This is a genomic window from Streptomyces sp. NPDC048603 (assembly GCF_043199475.1).
Lineage (GTDB): Bacteria > Actinomycetota > Actinomycetes > Streptomycetales > Streptomycetaceae > Streptomyces.
Genome location: NZ_JBICVY010000004.1, coordinates 404,333 through 421,096, shown reverse-complemented (window position 1 = coordinate 421,096; position 16,764 = coordinate 404,333). Strand labels below are relative to the sequence as shown.

Genomic DNA, 16,764 nt, shown 5'->3' with positions numbered 1-16,764 from the left:
GCGCCTCACGGCGCCGGAGCCGGTCCTCCCCTTTACTGACCCGGAGCCCCGAGCTCCCAGGGTCATCCCCTCGGACCGTCTTCCCCGAGCGGCCCGCCTCCCGTAGAAGATCTCCCCTCGGCAGCGGCGGCCAATCCTTGAGCAAGGTCACTCGAAAGAGCGGTCTTGCGGGCGGGACGGCCATTTTCGAATACGGGTTCGATACGCTGGCGGCGGCACGCGAAGGGGGTGCATCTGCGGTGGTACAGCGCTTCGATGTGACGGGAGCCGACGGCGTACGCCTGGCAGCCTGGGAGTTCCCGGAACCGTCCGGCGGCGTCGGCGGGCCACGCACGGAACGCGACGCGGGCCCGGGCCCCGAACCGGCCGGCGCCGCCCGGAGCGGCGGACGCGGGGTCGCGCCCGGCAAACCGGCGGCCCTCTTACTCCACGGCCTGATGGGACGCGCCCTGCACTGGGCCGGCACGGCCCGCTGGCTCGCCGCCCGGCACCGCGTCATCGCCCTCGACCAGCGCGGCCACGGCGACAGCGAGTCCCCCGCCCACGGGCCGTACACCCGCGAGGCCTTCGTCGCCGACGCCGAAGCCGTGATCGAACAGCTCGGCCTCGCCCCCGTCACCCTCATCGGGCACTCGATGGGCGCCCTCACCGGCTGGCAGCTCGCCGCCCGACGCCCCGACCTGGTCGGCGCCCTGGTCATCTGCGACATGCGCGCCTCAGCCCTCGGCGCCTCCTCCCAGCGGGACTGGGAGGAGTGGTTCCACCGCTGGCCGCTGCCCTTCCCCAGCCAGGACGCCGCCCGCCGCTGGTTCGGCGAGGACGACCCCCGGGTGGAGCGCCCCGACCCCGGACGCGGAGCCTTCTTCGCCGACGTCATGCGGCAGACCGAGGACGGCTGGCGCCCGCAGTTCTCGCGCCGCCAGATGCTCGTGGCCCGCGAGACCTGGGTGTACGACGCACACTGGGAGGAACTCGCCCAGGTCCGCTGCCCCACTCTGGTCGTCCGCGGCCTCGACGGCGAACTCGGCCGCGCCGAGGCCCAGGAGATGGTCCGGGTCCTCCCGGCGGGCCAGTACGCCGAAATCCCCGACGGCGGCCACTACTTCCACTTCGACCAGCCGGCCGCCTGGCGCGCCGTCCTCGAACCGTTCCTGGCCGGCGCACCGGCCGCCACCTGACCGGCGGGGTGCGCGCCGGGTGTGCGGGGGCCGGTCATGCCGCGCCGGTCACCCCAGCCCCGGTCCCCGGTAGTCCGCGACGTACAACAGCGGTGCCCGCCGGAGCACTTCCGGCCGGTACTGGACGTGGCGCTGCGCCAGCAGTACGAGGTCACAGGCGTGGACGGAGTCCTCCAGGTCCGCGACCGAGGCCCACCAGCTCCCGTCCACGTTGATGCCCGGCACGAGCGGGTCGTGCACCTCCACCACGGCTCCCGCCCGGCCGAGAACGCGGATCAGCTGCGCGGCCGGGGTGTTGCGCACATCTGCCACACCGGGCTTGTAGGTGAGACCGAGGACCAGCACGCGGGCACCGCGCAGCTGCCTGCCGGTCGAGGCGAGCAGCTGTCCGCACTGGTCCACGACCTGCCCGGGACGGCCGTCGTTGATCTGCTGCGCGAGTTCGGTCAGACGCATCGGTGCCCCCGACTGCCGCCCCGCATGGGCCAGGTACAGCGGGTCCACGGGGATGCAGTGACCACCGACACCCGCGCCGGGGTGGAAGGGCTGGAAGCCGAAGGGCTTCGTCGCCGCGGCGTCGATGGTGTCCGCCACGTCGATTCCCCGGCTGGTGCAGAACGCCGCGAACTCGTGGACCAGGGCCAGATTGACCTGGCGGTACGTGTTCTCCAGCAGCTTGGCGGCCTCCGCCTCCAGCAGTCCCTTCGCGATGTGGATCTCGGGCGTCACCCTGCGGTAAAGCGCCTCGGCGCGCAGCGCACAGACCGGGGTGAGACCACCGATCACCCTGGGCGTGTTCGCCGGGCCGAAGAGACCGTTGCCCGGATCGACGCGCTCCGGCGCGAAGGCGAGGTGGAAGTCCTCTCCCGCGCGCAGCGCGGAGCGTTCCAGGAGAGGTCTCACGACATCCTGCGTGACTCCCGGGTACACCGTCGACTCGATCACCACGAGCTGCCCGGGCCGCAGCGTCTCCGCGACCGATGCCGTCGCGGTGCACAGCGGCCCGAGATCCGGCACGCCCGCACCGTCCAGCGGGGTCGGGACGCAGACCAGGACGGCCGAGCACCCGGCCAGTGCGGAACTCTCCACCGTGGCCGTGAACAGGCCACCCAGCCGCGCCACCTGTTCGTCCGTGACCGTATCCACCGGGCTGCGCCCCGCCCGGAGGGCGTGGACGACGGCCTCGTCCACTTCCACGCCCACGACGGGGTGTCCCGCGGAAGCGAAGGCGACGGCCTGAGGCAGCCCGGCGTAGCCCAGTCCGACCACGCCCACCCGGCACCGGGCGGTGCCGGCCGCCGCGGGCAGATGTTGCTGTCGGATCGTTCGCATGCTCACCCGCGCGAGTGTGCTCGATGGCCGGACGCGCCGGGAGCCCTACGGCGTCAACCCGTGGTCTTTCCGTCAGCTCGCCGCCCGGGCCGGTCCGCTCAGCCCTTGCTGACCGCGAGCAGGATCTCCGGCAGGTCCCGGGCCACCTTCGGCGCGGCCATCCGCAGGCCCGCCCAGGCCAGCAGCGCGCCCCAGGCGACACCGGCCGGGAGCACCAGCCACAGCAGGTCGTGGTGGTCGGTCATCCGCAGGCCGACGAGCAGGGCGATCAGCGGCGCGCAGAGCAGCGCCGACCCCAGCATCCCGCCGAAGATGCTCGACACGGCCAGGCCCGCCTGCCCCGGGACCACGCTCTTGAAAGCGCCATCCTGAGGGATGGAGTACGGGGCGTACGCGGAGGACAGCGCGCCGGTGCCCAGCATCGTGCCCAGCAGACCCAGGGCCAGGCCGAGCGCGACCGGCAGGCCGGCCCAGTCAGCGACCAGCCAGGCGGTGACCACGGTGATCAGCACCGTGTACGGGAGGGTGACCAGCAGCAGGGCCGCCGCCCGGGCCCGCAGTTCGGCGTACGCCTCGCGCGGGGTCGAGATGGTCTGCGCGACCATCCAGAAGGCCGAGGTGTCCTGACCGAACTGGTTGTACATCAGAGCCCCGAGCATGCTCGCGCCGAAGCAGGCCAGGTACACCGAGCCGGTGCCCTGGAGGGCGTTGAAGACCGGCACGATCGCCCCGATGGCCAGGCCGCTGATCCACCCGGCCTTCGTCTTCGGATCGCGGAACCCGTAGCGGAGAGTCCGCTGCATCACCGCGCCCGCCCGGCCGGCGGGCAGCAGCCGCCAGAGGCCGTCGCCCGGGGCGCCGTCCCGGGCGGGAGCCGCCGCCGCGATCGTCGAGCCGTCCGGGGTGACCATCAGCCGGGTCAGGCTCCGCTCCCAGGAAGCCAGCAGCACGAACAGCCCCACCAGGGACACGGCCAGCTGGGCCACGGCCTTGCCGTACGCCCCCTCGCTCGCCGAGTCCACCATCCCGAGCGCGGTCGCCGGAGGCAGCCAGCCCACCACGGCCGCGGCCGGCCGCAGCGCGCTGAGCCCGCCGGGCTCGGCCAGCCGCTGGACGGCGAAATTGACGAACTGCGCGCCGATGGCGATCAGCAGACCGCTCAGCACGGCCAGGTCGCGGCCCTTCCGGCTGCTCAGCAGCTGCACGTTGGCGGCGCTGACCGCCCGCGCCAGCCCGACGCAGCCGAGCAGCAGCAGCGGGACGGCGAGCACGCCCGCCACGAGCCCGGCCGGGCCCTGCGCCACGGCGATGACCGAGCCGACCGCGAGGCAGACGGTGAACAGCGGCCCGATGCCGACCAGGGAGGAGACCAGCAGTGCCCGCACCAGGGGCCGCGGCCGCAGCGGCAGCATCACGAGCCGGCTGGGGTCCATGGTCTCGTCCCCGCCGGAGAACAGCAGAGGCATGACCGCCCAGCCGAGCCCCATGATCCCGCCGAGGATGACGACGATCGTGCCGGCGTGCGAGCTGCCCCGCAGCACGGACAGCACCAGCACGGTCAGCGCGGCGACCACCAGGACCGTGACCAGGGAGCTGACGAAGGCGGCCTTGCGCTTCGCGGAGCCCTTCAGGCCGTTGCGCAGCAGCGACAGCTTCAGCCCTACGAAGACCCGGGTCAGCGGGACGGCGGGGACGTCGGGGACGGCGGGGACGGCGGGGACGGTGGGAACACCCCGACCGGCCGGTCCGGCCGTCCCGGCAGCGGCGGCGGCGCTCATCGGGAGCCCGCCGCTCCGCCGCCCAGCCAGTCCAGGGAGTCCCCGGTGGCACGCCCCTGCGCGCCCACCAGCTCCAGGAACGCCTGCTGCAGCGAGGGCGACGAACCGCGCACCTCGGCCAGCGGGCCCGCTGCCCGGATCCGGCCGGCCGCCATCACGGCGACCCATTCGCACAGCGACTCGACCAGCTCCATGACGTGCGAGGAGAACACGACCGTGGCCCCGGAGCGGGTGTAACGTTCCAGCACCCCGCGGATGGTCTGCGCGGACACCGGGTCCACACCCTCGAACGGCTCGTCCAGGAAAAGCACTTCCGGGTTGTGCAGCAGAGCCGCCGCCAGGCCGATCTTCTTCCGCATGCCGGTCGAGTAGTCCACCACCAGCTTGTGCTGGGAAGCCGCCAGGTCCAGCACCTCCAGCAGCTGGGTGGCCCGCTTGTCGGTCTCCTCGCCCGGGAGCCCCCGCAAGCGGCCCATGTAGCCGAGGAGTTCCCGGCCCGACAGCCGCTCGAACAGGCGCAGCCCCTCCGGCAGCACGCCGATCCGCGCCTTCACCTGCGCCGGGTCCCGCCACACGTCGTACCCGACGACCTCGACCCGTCCCTCGTCCGGCCGCAGCAGGCCGGTCACCATCGACAGGGTGGTGGTCTTCCCCGCACCGTTCGGCCCGACCAGGCCGATGAACTTCCCCGCGGGCAGCTCCAGATCCACCCCGGCGACGGCCTGCTGCTCCCCGAACCGCTTCCGCAGCCCCGTTATCCGCACCGCGGGAACGGCGGCCGTCGCCGCCGCCCCGTCCGCCGCAAACGCCTGGTCAGGCATGTGCCGCCCTGCCTCTCTCACTGTCCCCCGTGTCGGTCGTGTCTCACGATACGAGCGGGATCCAGGGCGAACGCATGACGTATGTCATCAAGTGGGAGCACGTCTGTCATCAAGTGGGAGCGCGTCCTCAGCCGCGCCGGGCGCGCGCCGCGGACGCCTCCCGCCCGCATGCGTACGCCAGCGGGGAGATCAGCTCCTCGATGTCCGGCAGCCAGCGGTTCGCCGGAGTGGGCCGCCGCGCCCACTGCACCGCACCGCGCCCGCCGTAGCGGGTGGGCGGGGCCGCCACGAACTCGCCCTCGCCGCGCGGCAGCAGGTCGATCGCGGACGGGGACCAGCCCAGCCGGCGCACCAGGTCCGGCACCTTCACCCCGGCGCCCGGCAGTACGAAGAACAGCATCCGGCGGTCCGGGGTCAGCGTCACCGGGCCCAGGGTGAGCTGCATCCGCTCCATCCGGGCCAGCGCCAGGAACCCGGCGGACTCCGGCACGTCGATCGCGTCGAAGGTCCGGCCGGTCGGCAGCAGGATGGACGCCTTGGGGTGCTTGGTCCACATCCGGCGGGCCTGCACCGCACTGCCCGTGGCCTGCGCCGCCCAGTCCTTCACGGCGGGGTGCGCGCCGGGGGCCGCGCAGTCAGCGGCCCCGCAGGAGCACAGCTGCCCGCTCTCCCCGGCCTCCAGCCAGGTCCCGGGGAACACGTCCCAGTGCCGCTCTTCCGCGTAGCGCACGGCATGGTCGAGCAGCGGCTCGCCCCGCTGCTTGGGGATGGCTGCGGCGTCGGACTCCGTGACTGTCATGGTCTCTTCCACGACCATCACAACTGTGGCTGTCACGGGGGGTTACGGTCCCGAAACGGCCGGGTGACGGAGCATCGATCCTGCATGCGGGGCGCACCGGTGCACGGGTGGGGGCGCGCGGGGGGCCGGGGGGCCCGGGCTGGGTAGCGACACAGCGCACAGCGGAAGATTCCCCGGCATTCTCCGCAGACCGCCGGGAAGTGATCTATGGAACGATCACCCGCGGCCAAGGGGGTTTCATGGCAGCCAGGCCACTCGTCGCCCGTCAGCCCAACGAACGGCTGCAGGCGCTCATCCAGGAAGCCGGGTGCTCCAACGCCGGGCTCGCCCGGCGGGTCAACATGTGCGGTGCCGAACACGGCCTCGATCTCCGCTACGACAAGACGTCCGTGGCCCGCTGGCTGCGCGGCCAGCAGCCACGCGGCAGGGCACCGGGAATCATCGCCGAGGCGCTGGGCCGGAAACTCGGACGCACCGTCACCATCGACGAGATCGGCATGGCCAACGGCAAGAACCTCGCCTCCGGGGTCGGCCTGCAGTTCTCACCGACCGTGGTCGGCGCCATCGAGCAGGTCTGCGAGCTGTGGCGCAGCGACGTCGGCCGGCGGGACTTCCTGTCGGGTTCGACCGTCGCGGCCTCGGCCCTGGTCGAGCCGAGCCGGGACTGGCTGATCACGGGCGCGGACGTGGCGGTCGCGCGTTCGGGCGGCTCGCGGGTCGGCATGTCCGACGTGGAGGCGGTGAAGGCGACCACCGACGCCCTGGTCGACCTCGACCACCGCTTCGGCAGCGGCCACGTCCGTCCGGTGGTCGTCCACTACCTCAACAGCGTGGTGTCCGGGCTGATCGGCGGCTCGTACCGGGAGCCGGTCGGGCGGGCGCTGTTCGCGGCGGTGGCCCGGCTGACCGAACTGGCCGGCTACATGGCGGTGGACACAGGCCAGCCCGGTCTGGCGCAGCGCTACTACATCCAGGCCCTGCGGCTGGCGCAGGCGGCGGGGGACCGGTCGTACGGCGGCTACGTGCTGGCCGCCTCGATGAGCCACCTCGCGGCCGAGCTGGGCAACCCCAGGGAGATCGCGCAGCTGGCCCGCGCGGCCCAGGAGGGCACGCGGGGCCAGGTCACCCCGCGCGCGGAGGCGATGTTCTACGCGGCCGAGGCGCGGGGGCACGCCCTGCTGGGGGACGCGCGGGCGACCGCGGTGCTGGCCTCGCGGGCGGTGAGCGCGCTGGAGCGGGCGGAGCCGGAATCGGGGGACGATCCGGTGTGGATCCGGCATTTCGACGAGGCGTACCTGGCCGATGAGCTGGCGCACTGCCACCGGGACCTCGGGCAGGCCGAGGCGGCCGGCCGGCAGGCCGAGGAGGCGCTGCGGGCGCTGCCCGCCACGAAGGCCCGCAGACGCGCCATCGGCCTGCTGCTGCTGGCCTCCTCGCAGGTGCAGCAGCGGGAGGTGGAGCAGTCCTGCGCCACGGCCACCCAGGCGGTGGAGCTCCTGTCCACGCTCCGATCGAACCGGGGCGCGGAGTACCTGGACGACTTCCGGATCCGGCTCGACCCGTTCCGGGACGAGGCCGCGGTCCGCGAGTTCACCTCCCGGCTGGCCCCGGCGGCCTGAGGCGGGAGACCCCGCGGGGCGGCTCCGCGGCCGGGTTCCGCCCGGCCGCGGGCGGCCCCGCGGGGTTCGCGGCCGGGGCGCACCCGGTAGCGTGACCCGACGGTTCGGAAGGTTCGGGCAGTCGGAGGAGGATCCCGGTGACGCAGAGCACACAAGGCGGTTACCCGCACGAGGGTGCCCCGTGGGGCCGGCCGCCGGCCGACGCCGATCCCCGGGGGTACGGCGGGCCGCCGGCCCACGAGGCGGCGACGCAGTACATCCCGCCGGTGCCCGGCGACGGTCCCGGATACGGCTATCCGCAGGCGGTCCAGGAGGCCGCGACCCAGTACATCCCGCCGGTGCCCGGCGAGGGGCCCGCGTACGGCTACCCGCAGCCGGTGCAGGAGGCGGCCACCCAGTACATCCCGCCGGTGCCGGGCGACGGTCCCGCCGCCTACGGCTATCCGCAGCCGGTGCAGGAGGCGGCCACCCAGTACATCCCGCCCGTCCAGGCGGACGCGCCGGGGTACGGCCATCCCCCCGCCGCCCACGAGGCGGCCACCCAGTACATGCCCCCCGTGCCGTCAGGTCCCGGCGGTCCTGCCGGTCCCGGCGGTCCCGGCGGGCCGGACGAGGCGGCCACCCAGTACATACCTCCCGTGCCTGCCGGTCCCGGCGGGCCGGACGAGGCGGCGACGCAGTACCTCCCGCCGGTCCCGGCCGGGCCCGAGGCCGGGCACCACGAGGCCGCCACCCAGTACCTGCCGCCGATCGAGGAGCCGGTCCTCCGGCAGACGCCCCCTCAGGCCCACCCGCCGCAGCGGCGGCAGCCGAACGGGCAGCGGTTCCAGCCGGCGCACCTGCAGCAGCACCAGCAGCCCCAGCACATGCCGCCGCAGCCGCCGCACCCGCAGCAGCAGTACGCCTACGAGGAGGCCGAGCCCCCGCGCCGCGTGTCCGGCGGGATCATCGTGGCCGGGGTCATCGGGCTCGCCGTCGCCGGCCTCGGTGTCGGGGCGCTGCTGAGCGAACCGGGCAAGGCCCAGAACAACGACCCCGCCGCGGTGTCCTCCGTGCCGTCGCCCACCGGTTCCGCCGCGAACGCCGCCGAGGCCCCCGTCGACCCGGCCCGCGCCCAGGCGGTCCAGCTCGACAAGCTGCTCGCCGACAGCAACGACAGCCGTGCCGCCGTGATCAAGGCGGTGGAGGACATCAAGGGCTGCCGGAACCTGGACCAGGCCGCCGATGACCTGCGCGACGCCGCACGGCAGCGCGACGAGCTGGTGACCCGGCTCCAGGACGTCAAGGTCGACAAGCTGCCGGACCACGCGCGGCTCACGGCCTCGCTCACCAAGGCCTGGAAGTCCTCCGCCGCGGCCGACCGTTCGTACGCGAGCTGGGCCGACGACGTCGCCGGCGGCAAGGACGAGGGCGGCAAGGGCGACGACAAGAAGATGTGCAAGGACGGGAAGGCCCGCGGCACCGCGGACGCCGCCGCCGGCAACAGGTCGAGCGGCGAGGCCACGAAGGCCAAGGAGCAGGCCGCCGTCCTCTGGAACCGGATCGCCGCCAAGTACCAGCTGACCAAGCGAGACAAGACCCAGCTCTAGGGGGTCAGCCGGTGGTCGGGGCCTGTTCCATGGTCTCCGTCATGTCCAGGGCCTGCTGGCCCGGCTGCGCCACCAGCCGGCCCGCCTGCACCACCTGGAAGGTGACCCGCCCGTTGATCAGCCGCGGGTAGCCGCGCACGGCCCGCATGTCCTGGAAGCGCCAGCGCAGGTCCGGGGTGAGCCCGCCGGTGGCGAGCCCCTCGGAGGTGTCCAGGACCTTGGCGATCCGGCGCGCGGTGACCTTCTCCGTGCCGACGCGCCGCACGGCCTCCGTGAAGACGGTGTACGCGATCCAGGTGGTCTGCGTGCCGACGTCCGCGGGGTCCACGCTGTCGTCGCCGAAGGCGTACTCGGCGATGACCTTCCGCATCGGCGCCCACAGCGGGTCGGTGGCAACCGGGTACCAGCTGGTGACGTACGCGCCCTCGAACAGGCTCTCCGTGCCGCCGGTACGGTCGACCAGACCCTGGCTGATGCTGCCCTGGACGGAGGAGATCTGCGGCCGCCGCTTCTTGTCGGTCTTCTCGTCGAGCCGGCGGAAGGAGTCGAAGAACGTCTCGGTGCGCTCGCCGAGTGCCGCCGTGACGCAGCCCTTGTCCTTGCCGTCCTTGCCCCCGGCGGCGTGCGCCAGCGCCTCGCGCGCCTGGGCCGCGTAGTCCGCGGAGTCCTCGGCGGCCCGGATGTCGGCGGCCTCGTTCGGCTTCTGCGCCTTGAGGCCGGCGTTCAGCAGGATCGGCAGCGAGTCGCCCGCGAGGGTGTCCGGCCGGATCAGCGCGACCTTCCGGCAGTCGGACTGGGCGAGCTGGTGCCCGGCGCCGGCGAGCAGGGCCGGCTGGCCGCCGTTCACCGGGTAGGACAGGATGCTCTGGAACTCCTCCTGGGAGACGCCGTAGCCGCCTATGTAGGGGATGCCGGCGGTCTCCAGCGGGGTCATGAAGGCGCGGCCGTGCTGGCTGTACGAGCCGACCACCGCGACCGCCTTCTCGGTCACGGCCTTGCGCGCACAGTCGGCGGCGCCGCTCGCGGTGTTGTGCTCGTTGCAGGTGATCACGCGCAGTCTGCGGCCGTTGATGCCGCCCTTGTCGTTGATCCACCGTTCGTAGGCCCGGGCCATGCCGGGCATGCCCGGCATGTTGGTGGCCTTGCTGTCCTCCGGCGCCCAGGTCATCACGGTGAGGGTCTCCTGGGAGCCCTCGCTGCTTCCGGGCAGCACCCCGCAGCCTGCGACCAGGGACGCACCCACCACGGCGGAGAGGAGGGACCGGACCGGGAGGGAGCGTCGCTTGTTGGTCATGGGCACGCAGACTTCCGGGCCCGGGTAACCGTGGCGTGAGTGGTTCACAACATCAGGTGACGCAAGGGTGAATTACAGGGGAGTAATACGGAACGGGAGCATCCGATTCCCTCCCGGGGCCTTCAAGATCCCGCCGGAAGGGAACGTACGATCGAAAGCGTGACATTCGTCGAAGGTTCCAAGAACCCTTCCCGCCGTGGCCGCCGCTCCTCCACCATGGGCGGCATGCCGCTGAACGACATGCCGTGGTGGCGCTGGCGCAGCAACGTGCGCTCGGCGCTGCACATGCTTTCCGATCCGGCCTTCCAGGAGGACACCTGGCTGGCCGGCGCCGAGGGCTACGGAGACGTCACCGACGCCGTGTACCGATTGGTCGAGGACACCTGGCTCGACAACTGGTCCGCGGAGAAGTACGTCGGGACGATCTTCCGGGACTCCCAGGAGGCCGCCCTCGTCGACGTCGCCGTGCTGCGGGTGCTGCGCATCCTGCACCAGATAGGCCCGGACGCCCCGGTCACCGCCTACCTGGAGCACCACGGCTGGCCCGAGGCGGTGCGCGCGGCCCGTGAGGCGCACGTACGGCTGGCCACCGCCGACGGCGAGGACCCGGACGCGCGCCCCAGCTCGCTGGAGGTCCTGCGGATCCTGACGCGTTCGGCCTGAACGGTGTGAAAGGCTGTGCTGCCATGAGCGAAGAGCCGCACCGGCAGCCCCAGCAGTACGTACTGACCCTCTCCTGCCCGGACAAGCAGGGCATTGTGCACGCCGTGTCCAGCTACCTGTTCATGACCGGGTGCAACATCGAGGACAGCCAGCAGTTCGGAGACCGCGACACCGGCCTGTTCTTCATGCGGGTCCACTTCACCGCCGAGGCCCCGCTGACGGTGGAGAAGCTGCGCGCGAGCTTCGCGGCGATCGGCGACACCTTCCAGATGGACTGGCAGATCCACCGATCCGACGAGCGGATGCGGATCGTGCTGATGGTCTCGAAGTTCGGCCACTGCCTGAACGACCTGCTGTTCCGGTGCCGGATCGGGGCCCTGCCGGTGGACATCGCCGCGGTGGTCTCCAACCACACCGACTTCGCCGAGCTGGTCGGCTCGTACGACGTCCCCTTCCACCACATCCCGGTGACCAAGGACACCAAGGCGGAGGCCGAGGCTCAGCTGCTGGAGCTGGTCCGTGCCGAGAACGTGGAGCTGGTCGTGCTGGCCCGCTACATGCAGGTGCTGTCGGACGCGCTCTGCAAGGAACTCAGTGGCCGGATCATCAACATCCACCACTCCTTCCTCCCGAGCTTCAAGGGCGCCAAGCCGTACCACCAGGCGCACGCCCGCGGCGTGAAGCTGATCGGTGCCACCGCGCATTACGTCACCGCCGACCTCGACGAGGGCCCGATCATCGAGCAGGAGGTCGAGCGGGTCGGCCACGAGGTCACCCCCGACCAGCTGGTGGCCATCGGCCGTGACGTCGAGTGCCAGGCGCTCGCTCGCGCGGTGAAGTGGCACAGCGAGCACCGCGTCCTGCTCAACGGCTCCCGCACGGTGGTCTTCGCATAGGCCCTGTGCCCGTCCGGTAACGCAGCGCGGCCCGGCGGGGCCTGGGCCCCGCCGGACGGCTACAACCGGCTGAGTGATGCCGCGGCGAAGAGGACGTCACGGATCGCCTCGCGGTCGCCGTGCTGTCCCGCGGCCGCCTCCTCCGGTGTGACGCGGCCCGCCGCGAGCTGGCAGAACTCCACTCCGTCCAGAGCGATCTGCGCCACCGTGTGTTCCGCGGACGTGGCCGCCGCGGGCGAGTCCAGTGCGATGTCCCAGGAGCCGCCGCCCGCCCCCTCGATCTCCAGGTGCAGGGTCCGGCCCGGCGATCCCGCCGCGACCAGGCTGCGCGGCGGCGAGGCCAGGCCCGAGCGGCGCCGCTCGGCCAGCATGGCCGGGAGCTGCCGCGCCGCCAGGTCGATCATCCGGTGCAGGTGCGCCCCGGACGGCGGCTCGTAGGGGTAGTCGACCGCTTCCGCGATGTCCCAGGCGTGCACCCAGCACTCGAAGGCCCGCTCCAGGAACGCGTCCCCCAGCGGCAGGCGGAAGTCCCCGTAGTCCACAGACAGTTCGGCGACCCCGCGTCCGGCGAAGGACACCGTGCGGACCAGCGTGTGCCCCTGTTCCCGCCAGGGCTCGCGGACCTGCCGGGTGGTCGGGTACGGGGAAGACTCCCAGAAGTGCTCGGTACGGGCCGCCGGCACGGCCGGCGCGTCCTCGCCCAGCGGGTCGTCCAGTCCGAGTGCGGTCGCGATCAGCCCGTCCACGGACAGCAGATGGCCGATCACTCCCGCCACCGTGGTCCGGCGCGTCTGCCGCCGTTCCTCCTCGAACCACTTCAGCCGTACCGGGGTGTGCCACTCCGAGTCCCCGAAGTCCCGCAGCAGCGCGTCCAGCCGGGCGGCCTCGGTGTCGTACGGGCTCGCCCACGCCGGCACCGGGATGCGGGCCGGCCGCTTCCCCAGGCAGCCCTCCAGCACCCGGGACCGCAGCAGCGGGTTCAGGTCCAGGGACTCCTCGGGGTGCAGCAGACCCACCGCGTCCCGCAGCCGCAACGCCTCCTCGGCACACGGCGCGCACTCGGTGAGGTGGTCCTCGACGGCCTGGGTCTCCTCCGCCGAGCACGCCGACAGTGCCCAGGCACCCAGCAAGGACTTCAGCACCTCGTGCGTGGGCGGAGTGGGCCGTGTCGGCGGAGTGGGAGAAGTGGGCGGAGTGGGCGGTGCGGTCCGTGCGGGCGGCGAAGGCGGCGGCTCCGGCGCGGCCTCGGGCGGCAGGTCGTCGGCGGCGCCCCGCGGTCCCGGTATCCGGGCGGGACCAGGGAGGTCGTGGTCGTCGCGGGACTCGGCGGGGCCGTTCATCGTGAGCTTCCGTATCCGGGCGGGCCGTATCCGGGCGGGGCGGTGCCCTCCCTCGGCAGGACATTGGCGGTCGACAGCAGCTGCAGGCCCAGGCGCAGCCTGCGCCGGGCCTCGTCCTCGCTGATCTGCAGGTCGGCGGCGGCCTGCCGGTAGTCCCGGCGCTTGAAGTACGCCAGTTCCAGCGCGGCCCGCAGCGGTGCGGGCATGGAGGTGACGATGTAGTCCGCGCGGGCGGCCGCGTTGGCACTGCGCACCTTCTGCTCCAGCTCCTCGCGGGAGCCCCGGCCGTGCTCGGCCTGGCGCAGCCGGGCCACCGCCTGGCCCTGGGTGATCCGGGCGACCCAGGAGCGCATGGAGCCCTGCTTCGGGTCGTACGCGTCCGGGTTCTCCCAGATGTACCCGAACACCTCGCGGGTGACCCGGTCCGCGGCCTGCTCGTCGCCCAGCACGCGGTGCGCGAGGCTGTGCACGAGCGACGCGAACCGGTCGTACAGCTCCCCGAGCGCCGCGGCCTCGCCGCGGGCGAGGCGTTGCTGCATCTTGCGGTCCCAGCGGGGTGGTGCGTCCTTCGGCATTGAAGCCCCCAGCCCTTGTCGACCCTTCCGAATGTAGTGTCACCGGGCCGCCGTGTGCCCGTTTTGCGGGAACCTCCCCCCGGAAGTGCCGGTTCTGATAGCACCCGGGCCGACTCCGGCGGTCACGCGCCCCGTCGCGCTCCTCGTGCGCGGGTTCGATGCGGCCACCTCCTTGCCCGCTTCGCTTAACGTGCAGGCCACATAGGCCGTACGCTCCTGCCTTGTCTTGAACTGCACCCCACCGCACATGTGAAGGCGGATCCCGTTTATGGACAGCGCAGAGTACGAGCGCAAGATCGCCGCCCGATTCGCCCTCTTCGACCAGGACGGAAACGGCTACATCGACCGCGAGGACTTCAGCAAGGCCGCGCGCGCCGTGATGGCCGAATTCGGCATCACCGCACGCTCGGACAAGGGGCAGGCCGTCTTCGGCGGAGCCGAGGCGTTCTGGCAGGGCATGGCCGGCATCGCCGATGTGGACGGCGACCAGCGGGTCACCCGTGAGGAGTTCGTCACCGGGGCGGCCAAGCGGCTGCAGGACAGCCCGGAGCGGTTCGCGCGGATCGCCGAGGACTTCCTGCACGCGGTGATCGCGGTCGCCGACGAGGACGGCGGAGGCGTGACCCCGGCGGCCGCGGCACGGGTGCTGCGGGTCCTGGGTATCGCGCCGGACCTCGCCACGACGGTGGCCGCCGCGCTGGACGGCGACGGCGACGGCCGGATCTCGGAGGCCGGGATCCTGACCGCCTTCGCCGCCTACTGCGGGGTCGACCCGGACGCCTGATCCGGCAGCGCGCCCCGGTCGCGCCGAGCCCGCACGGTCAGTGCCGCGCGGGCTCGCGCAGTCGCGTTCAGCGCTGCGGTGTGGCCGGGGCCGGTGACTCCGGCGCGGTCGGTGACTCCGGCGTGGCCGGTGACGTCGGGGCGGGCGGAGACGTCGGGGCGGGCGGGGACGGCGGGCTGGAAGGTCCGGCGGGATGCGCCGCTTCCGGGATCTCCCACGCGTGCTCCGGGGTGATGATCTTCGTGATCGCCGCCGCGAGCTGCGAGCTCAGGTTGCCGCCCTTGTCGGTGTCGGCGTTGACGAGGATGACGAGCGTGGCCCCGGCCGACGGCAGTCCCACGGCGATGGCCTCGTACCCGGGCAGTTCGCCGTTGTGCCCGATCCACCCGTCGAGTTCGGCGATGCCCAGCCCGTAGCCGATGCCCGGGTGGCCGGTCGGCCCCATGCGCAGCCGCTGGGCCTGGGTGCCCTTCTCCAGGAGCCGCTCGCCGTCGGGGAGCGCTCCGGTGACCAGGACGGGCACCCAGCGGTGCAGGTCCTCCAGGTCCGAGACGGCCGCTCCGGCGGCCCATGCCCAGGAGGGGTTCTGGTTCGAGGCGTCGGCGGTCGTCCCGTCCGGCGTGAAGTTCGTGTAGCCGTGGACGTAGGGCGAGGGCATCGCGCCGGTGGACGGGAGCGAGGTGGCGTTCAGCCCGGCCGGTCCGAAGACCTGCTGCTCCAGGTACGCGTCGAGGGGCTGCCCGGTGACCTTCTCGATGAGCATGCCCAGCAGGACCGTGTTGGTGTTGCTGTACTCCCATTTCGTCCCGGGCGCGAAGTCCGGCGGGTGCCTGAAGGCGATGTCCACCAGTTGCCGGGGCGTCCAGGAGTGCTGTGGGTCGGCCTTCATGGTGTTCAGCAGGCCCTCGTCCTCGGTGTAGTTGTAGAGGCCGCTGCGCATGTCCGCGAGCTGCCGGACGGTGATGCGGTCGCCGCCGGGCACCCCGTCCACGTACCGCGAGACCGGGTCGTCCAGGCCTACCTTGCCGTCGTCGACGAGCCGGAGCAGGCCGGTGATGGTGAAGGTCTTGGTGACGCTGCCGATCCGGCTGTACAGGTCGGTCTTCATCGGGAGGCCCAGGGCCGTGTCGGCGGAGCCGAAGGAGCGCACGTAGTCGCCGCGCCCGTCGATCCAGACCCCGACGTTGGCGCCGGGGATGTCGGCCTCCTCCATCACGTCCTCGATGGCCCGGTCGAGCCGTTCGACGGTGACGGGGTCGAGGTCGCCCCGCAGGGGAGTTCCCGAGGCGGGCACCTGTGCGGCGCCCAGCACGCCGAGCAGCAGCGCGGCGGCGGCAGTGCGGGCCGTACGGCTCCGGAGTCCTGGCATGGAGGAACCACCTCAGACGTGCCCGTCCCCGAGACCCCGAGCATGCCCCTCCATCGTAGGAAGGGCTCCCGGTGGCGGCGACCGGGCGGGCCTTCAGCCTCCGGCCGGGAAGATCCGGTCCAGCTGGTGCCGGATCAGGCCCGCCGCGGACTCCGCGGTGCGGTAGCCGGCCAGGACGCTGGTGCCGAGTCCGGCGGACATGGCCAGCAGGGCGGCGGCCTCGGCGCGCGGGTCGGTCCCGGGTGCGGTCCGGCCCGCCCCGGCGGCCTTCTCCAGCAGCCCGGCGACGGCGTCCTCGGCCGCCCGCGGGCTGTCGAAGGAGGGCTGGGCGGCGAGGGTCTCGTCGGTGACGGCCAGGAGCGTGTACGAGGTGTGCAGCAGGTGGAAGGCGCGGCTCTGCTCGTCGGTCGGCAGCGCTGCCAGCAGCAGGGCCTCGATCACCGCGCGCGGGCCGGGGTCCGGTCCGGTGGCCGCCACCCGCGCGGTGACGCGGGAGCCGAAGCCCTCGACCAGCTGCTGCAGGCCGTAGAGCAGCAGTTTCTCCTTGGTCTCGAAGTAGTACTGCACCAGGCGCAGTGACACTCCGGCCTCCGCCGCCACGTCGCGCATGCCGACCGCGTGCAGTCCGCGGGCGGCCGCCACGCGGACGAGCGCCTCGGCGATCTGGGTGCGGCGTTCCTCGTGGTCCACGCGCTTGGGCACGGGTTCGTCCCCCTCTTCCTCGACT

The 16,764-nt window shown here is 72.9% G+C and carries 15 protein-coding genes; 6 read left to right on the top strand and 9 right to left on the bottom strand.

Annotated features, from left to right (window positions below):
- Positions 1–239: 239 nt before the first annotated feature.
- Entirely contained in the window at positions 240–1,178 is a 939-nt protein-coding gene (locus tag ACGFQ9_RS11755) for an alpha/beta fold hydrolase (RefSeq protein ID WP_393573564.1), read from the top strand.
- Between the two features lie 48 nt (positions 1,179–1,226).
- On the opposite strand, the gene ACGFQ9_RS11750 is transcribed toward ACGFQ9_RS11755, so the two are convergent.
- From ACGFQ9_RS11750 to ACGFQ9_RS11735, 4 genes are all read right to left on the bottom strand, one after another.
- The gene (locus tag ACGFQ9_RS11750) at positions 1,227–2,510 is read right to left on the bottom strand and encodes a nucleotide sugar dehydrogenase (protein WP_393573770.1); all 1,284 of its coding nucleotides are present in this window, start codon (positions 2,508–2,510) and stop codon (positions 1,227–1,229) included.
- Positions 2,511–2,608: 98 nt separating this feature from the next.
- Positions 2,609–4,288 (bottom strand): transporter, encoded by a 1,680-nt coding sequence (locus ACGFQ9_RS11745; protein WP_393573563.1) that lies wholly within the window; start codon positions 4,286–4,288, stop codon positions 2,609–2,611.
- On the bottom strand, positions 4,285–5,109 hold the full coding sequence (locus ACGFQ9_RS11740) for an ABC transporter ATP-binding protein (RefSeq protein ID WP_393573562.1): 825 nt from the start codon (positions 5,107–5,109) through the stop codon (positions 4,285–4,287). Before ACGFQ9_RS11740 ends, ACGFQ9_RS11745 begins: the two co-directional genes overlap by 4 nt.
- A gap of 127 nt (positions 5,110–5,236) precedes the next feature.
- Positions 5,237–5,908 carry a bifunctional DNA primase/polymerase gene (locus ACGFQ9_RS11735; RefSeq protein WP_393573561.1) on the bottom strand — a complete coding sequence of 224 codons (672 nt, stop codon included), beginning with the start codon at positions 5,906–5,908 and terminating at the stop codon, positions 5,237–5,239.
- 239 nt (positions 5,909–6,147) lie between these two features.
- On the opposite strand from ACGFQ9_RS11735, the gene ACGFQ9_RS11730 reads away from it, so the two are divergent.
- Complete coding sequence (locus ACGFQ9_RS11730; RefSeq protein WP_393573560.1) at positions 6,148–7,527, top strand: transcriptional regulator; 1,380 nt, start codon at positions 6,148–6,150, stop codon at positions 7,525–7,527.
- A 137-nt stretch (positions 7,528–7,664) separates the two neighbouring features.
- Positions 7,665–9,116 carry a hypothetical protein gene (locus tag ACGFQ9_RS11725; protein ID WP_393573559.1) on the top strand — a complete coding sequence of 484 codons (1,452 nt, stop codon included), beginning with the start codon at positions 7,665–7,667 and terminating at the stop codon, positions 9,114–9,116.
- Positions 9,117–9,120: 4 nt separating this feature from the next.
- On the opposite strand, the gene ACGFQ9_RS11720 is transcribed toward ACGFQ9_RS11725, so the two are convergent.
- Positions 9,121–10,410, bottom strand: coding sequence for an ABC transporter substrate-binding protein (locus ACGFQ9_RS11720; protein WP_393573558.1), 1,290 nt, complete (start codon positions 10,408–10,410; stop codon positions 9,121–9,123).
- A gap of 216 nt (positions 10,411–10,626) precedes the next feature.
- Between ACGFQ9_RS11720 and ACGFQ9_RS11715 the strand changes: the two genes are divergently transcribed.
- Both ACGFQ9_RS11715 and purU read left to right on the top strand, forming a co-directional pair.
- Positions 10,627–11,073, top strand: a complete 447-nt coding sequence (locus tag ACGFQ9_RS11715; RefSeq protein WP_393573769.1) for a hypothetical protein — start codon at positions 10,627–10,629, stop codon at positions 11,071–11,073.
- Positions 11,074–11,096: 23 nt separating this feature from the next.
- Entirely contained in the window at positions 11,097–11,969 is an 873-nt protein-coding gene (gene purU, locus ACGFQ9_RS11710) for a formyltetrahydrofolate deformylase (protein WP_393573557.1), read from the top strand.
- Between the two features lie 59 nt (positions 11,970–12,028).
- On the opposite strand, the gene ACGFQ9_RS11705 is transcribed toward purU, so the two are convergent.
- Together ACGFQ9_RS11705 and ACGFQ9_RS11700 are read right to left on the bottom strand one after the other, a co-directional pair.
- Positions 12,029–13,309 (bottom strand): maleylpyruvate isomerase N-terminal domain-containing protein, encoded by a 1,281-nt coding sequence (locus ACGFQ9_RS11705; protein WP_393573556.1) that lies wholly within the window; start codon positions 13,307–13,309, stop codon positions 12,029–12,031.
- A complete protein-coding gene (locus ACGFQ9_RS11700; protein WP_393573555.1) occupies positions 13,306–13,884 on the bottom strand; it encodes a sigma-70 family RNA polymerase sigma factor in 579 nt (192 codons plus the stop codon). Before ACGFQ9_RS11700 ends, ACGFQ9_RS11705 begins: the two co-directional genes overlap by 4 nt.
- A 268-nt stretch (positions 13,885–14,152) precedes the next feature.
- On the opposite strand from ACGFQ9_RS11700, the gene ACGFQ9_RS11695 reads away from it, so the two are divergent.
- Positions 14,153–14,668, top strand: a complete 516-nt coding sequence (locus tag ACGFQ9_RS11695; protein ID WP_393573554.1) for an EF-hand domain-containing protein — start codon at positions 14,153–14,155, stop codon at positions 14,666–14,668.
- A 67-nt stretch (positions 14,669–14,735) separates the two neighbouring features.
- On the opposite strand, the gene ACGFQ9_RS11690 is transcribed toward ACGFQ9_RS11695, so the two are convergent.
- Together ACGFQ9_RS11690 and ACGFQ9_RS11685 are read right to left on the bottom strand one after the other, a co-directional pair.
- Entirely contained in the window at positions 14,736–16,037 is a 1,302-nt protein-coding gene (locus ACGFQ9_RS11690; RefSeq protein ID WP_393573553.1) for a serine hydrolase domain-containing protein, read from the bottom strand.
- Between the two features lie 93 nt (positions 16,038–16,130).
- Positions 16,131–16,739 carry a TetR/AcrR family transcriptional regulator gene (locus ACGFQ9_RS11685; RefSeq protein WP_393573552.1) on the bottom strand — a complete coding sequence of 203 codons (609 nt, stop codon included), beginning with the start codon at positions 16,737–16,739 and terminating at the stop codon, positions 16,131–16,133.
- Between the last annotated feature and the right edge of the window lie 25 nt (positions 16,740–16,764).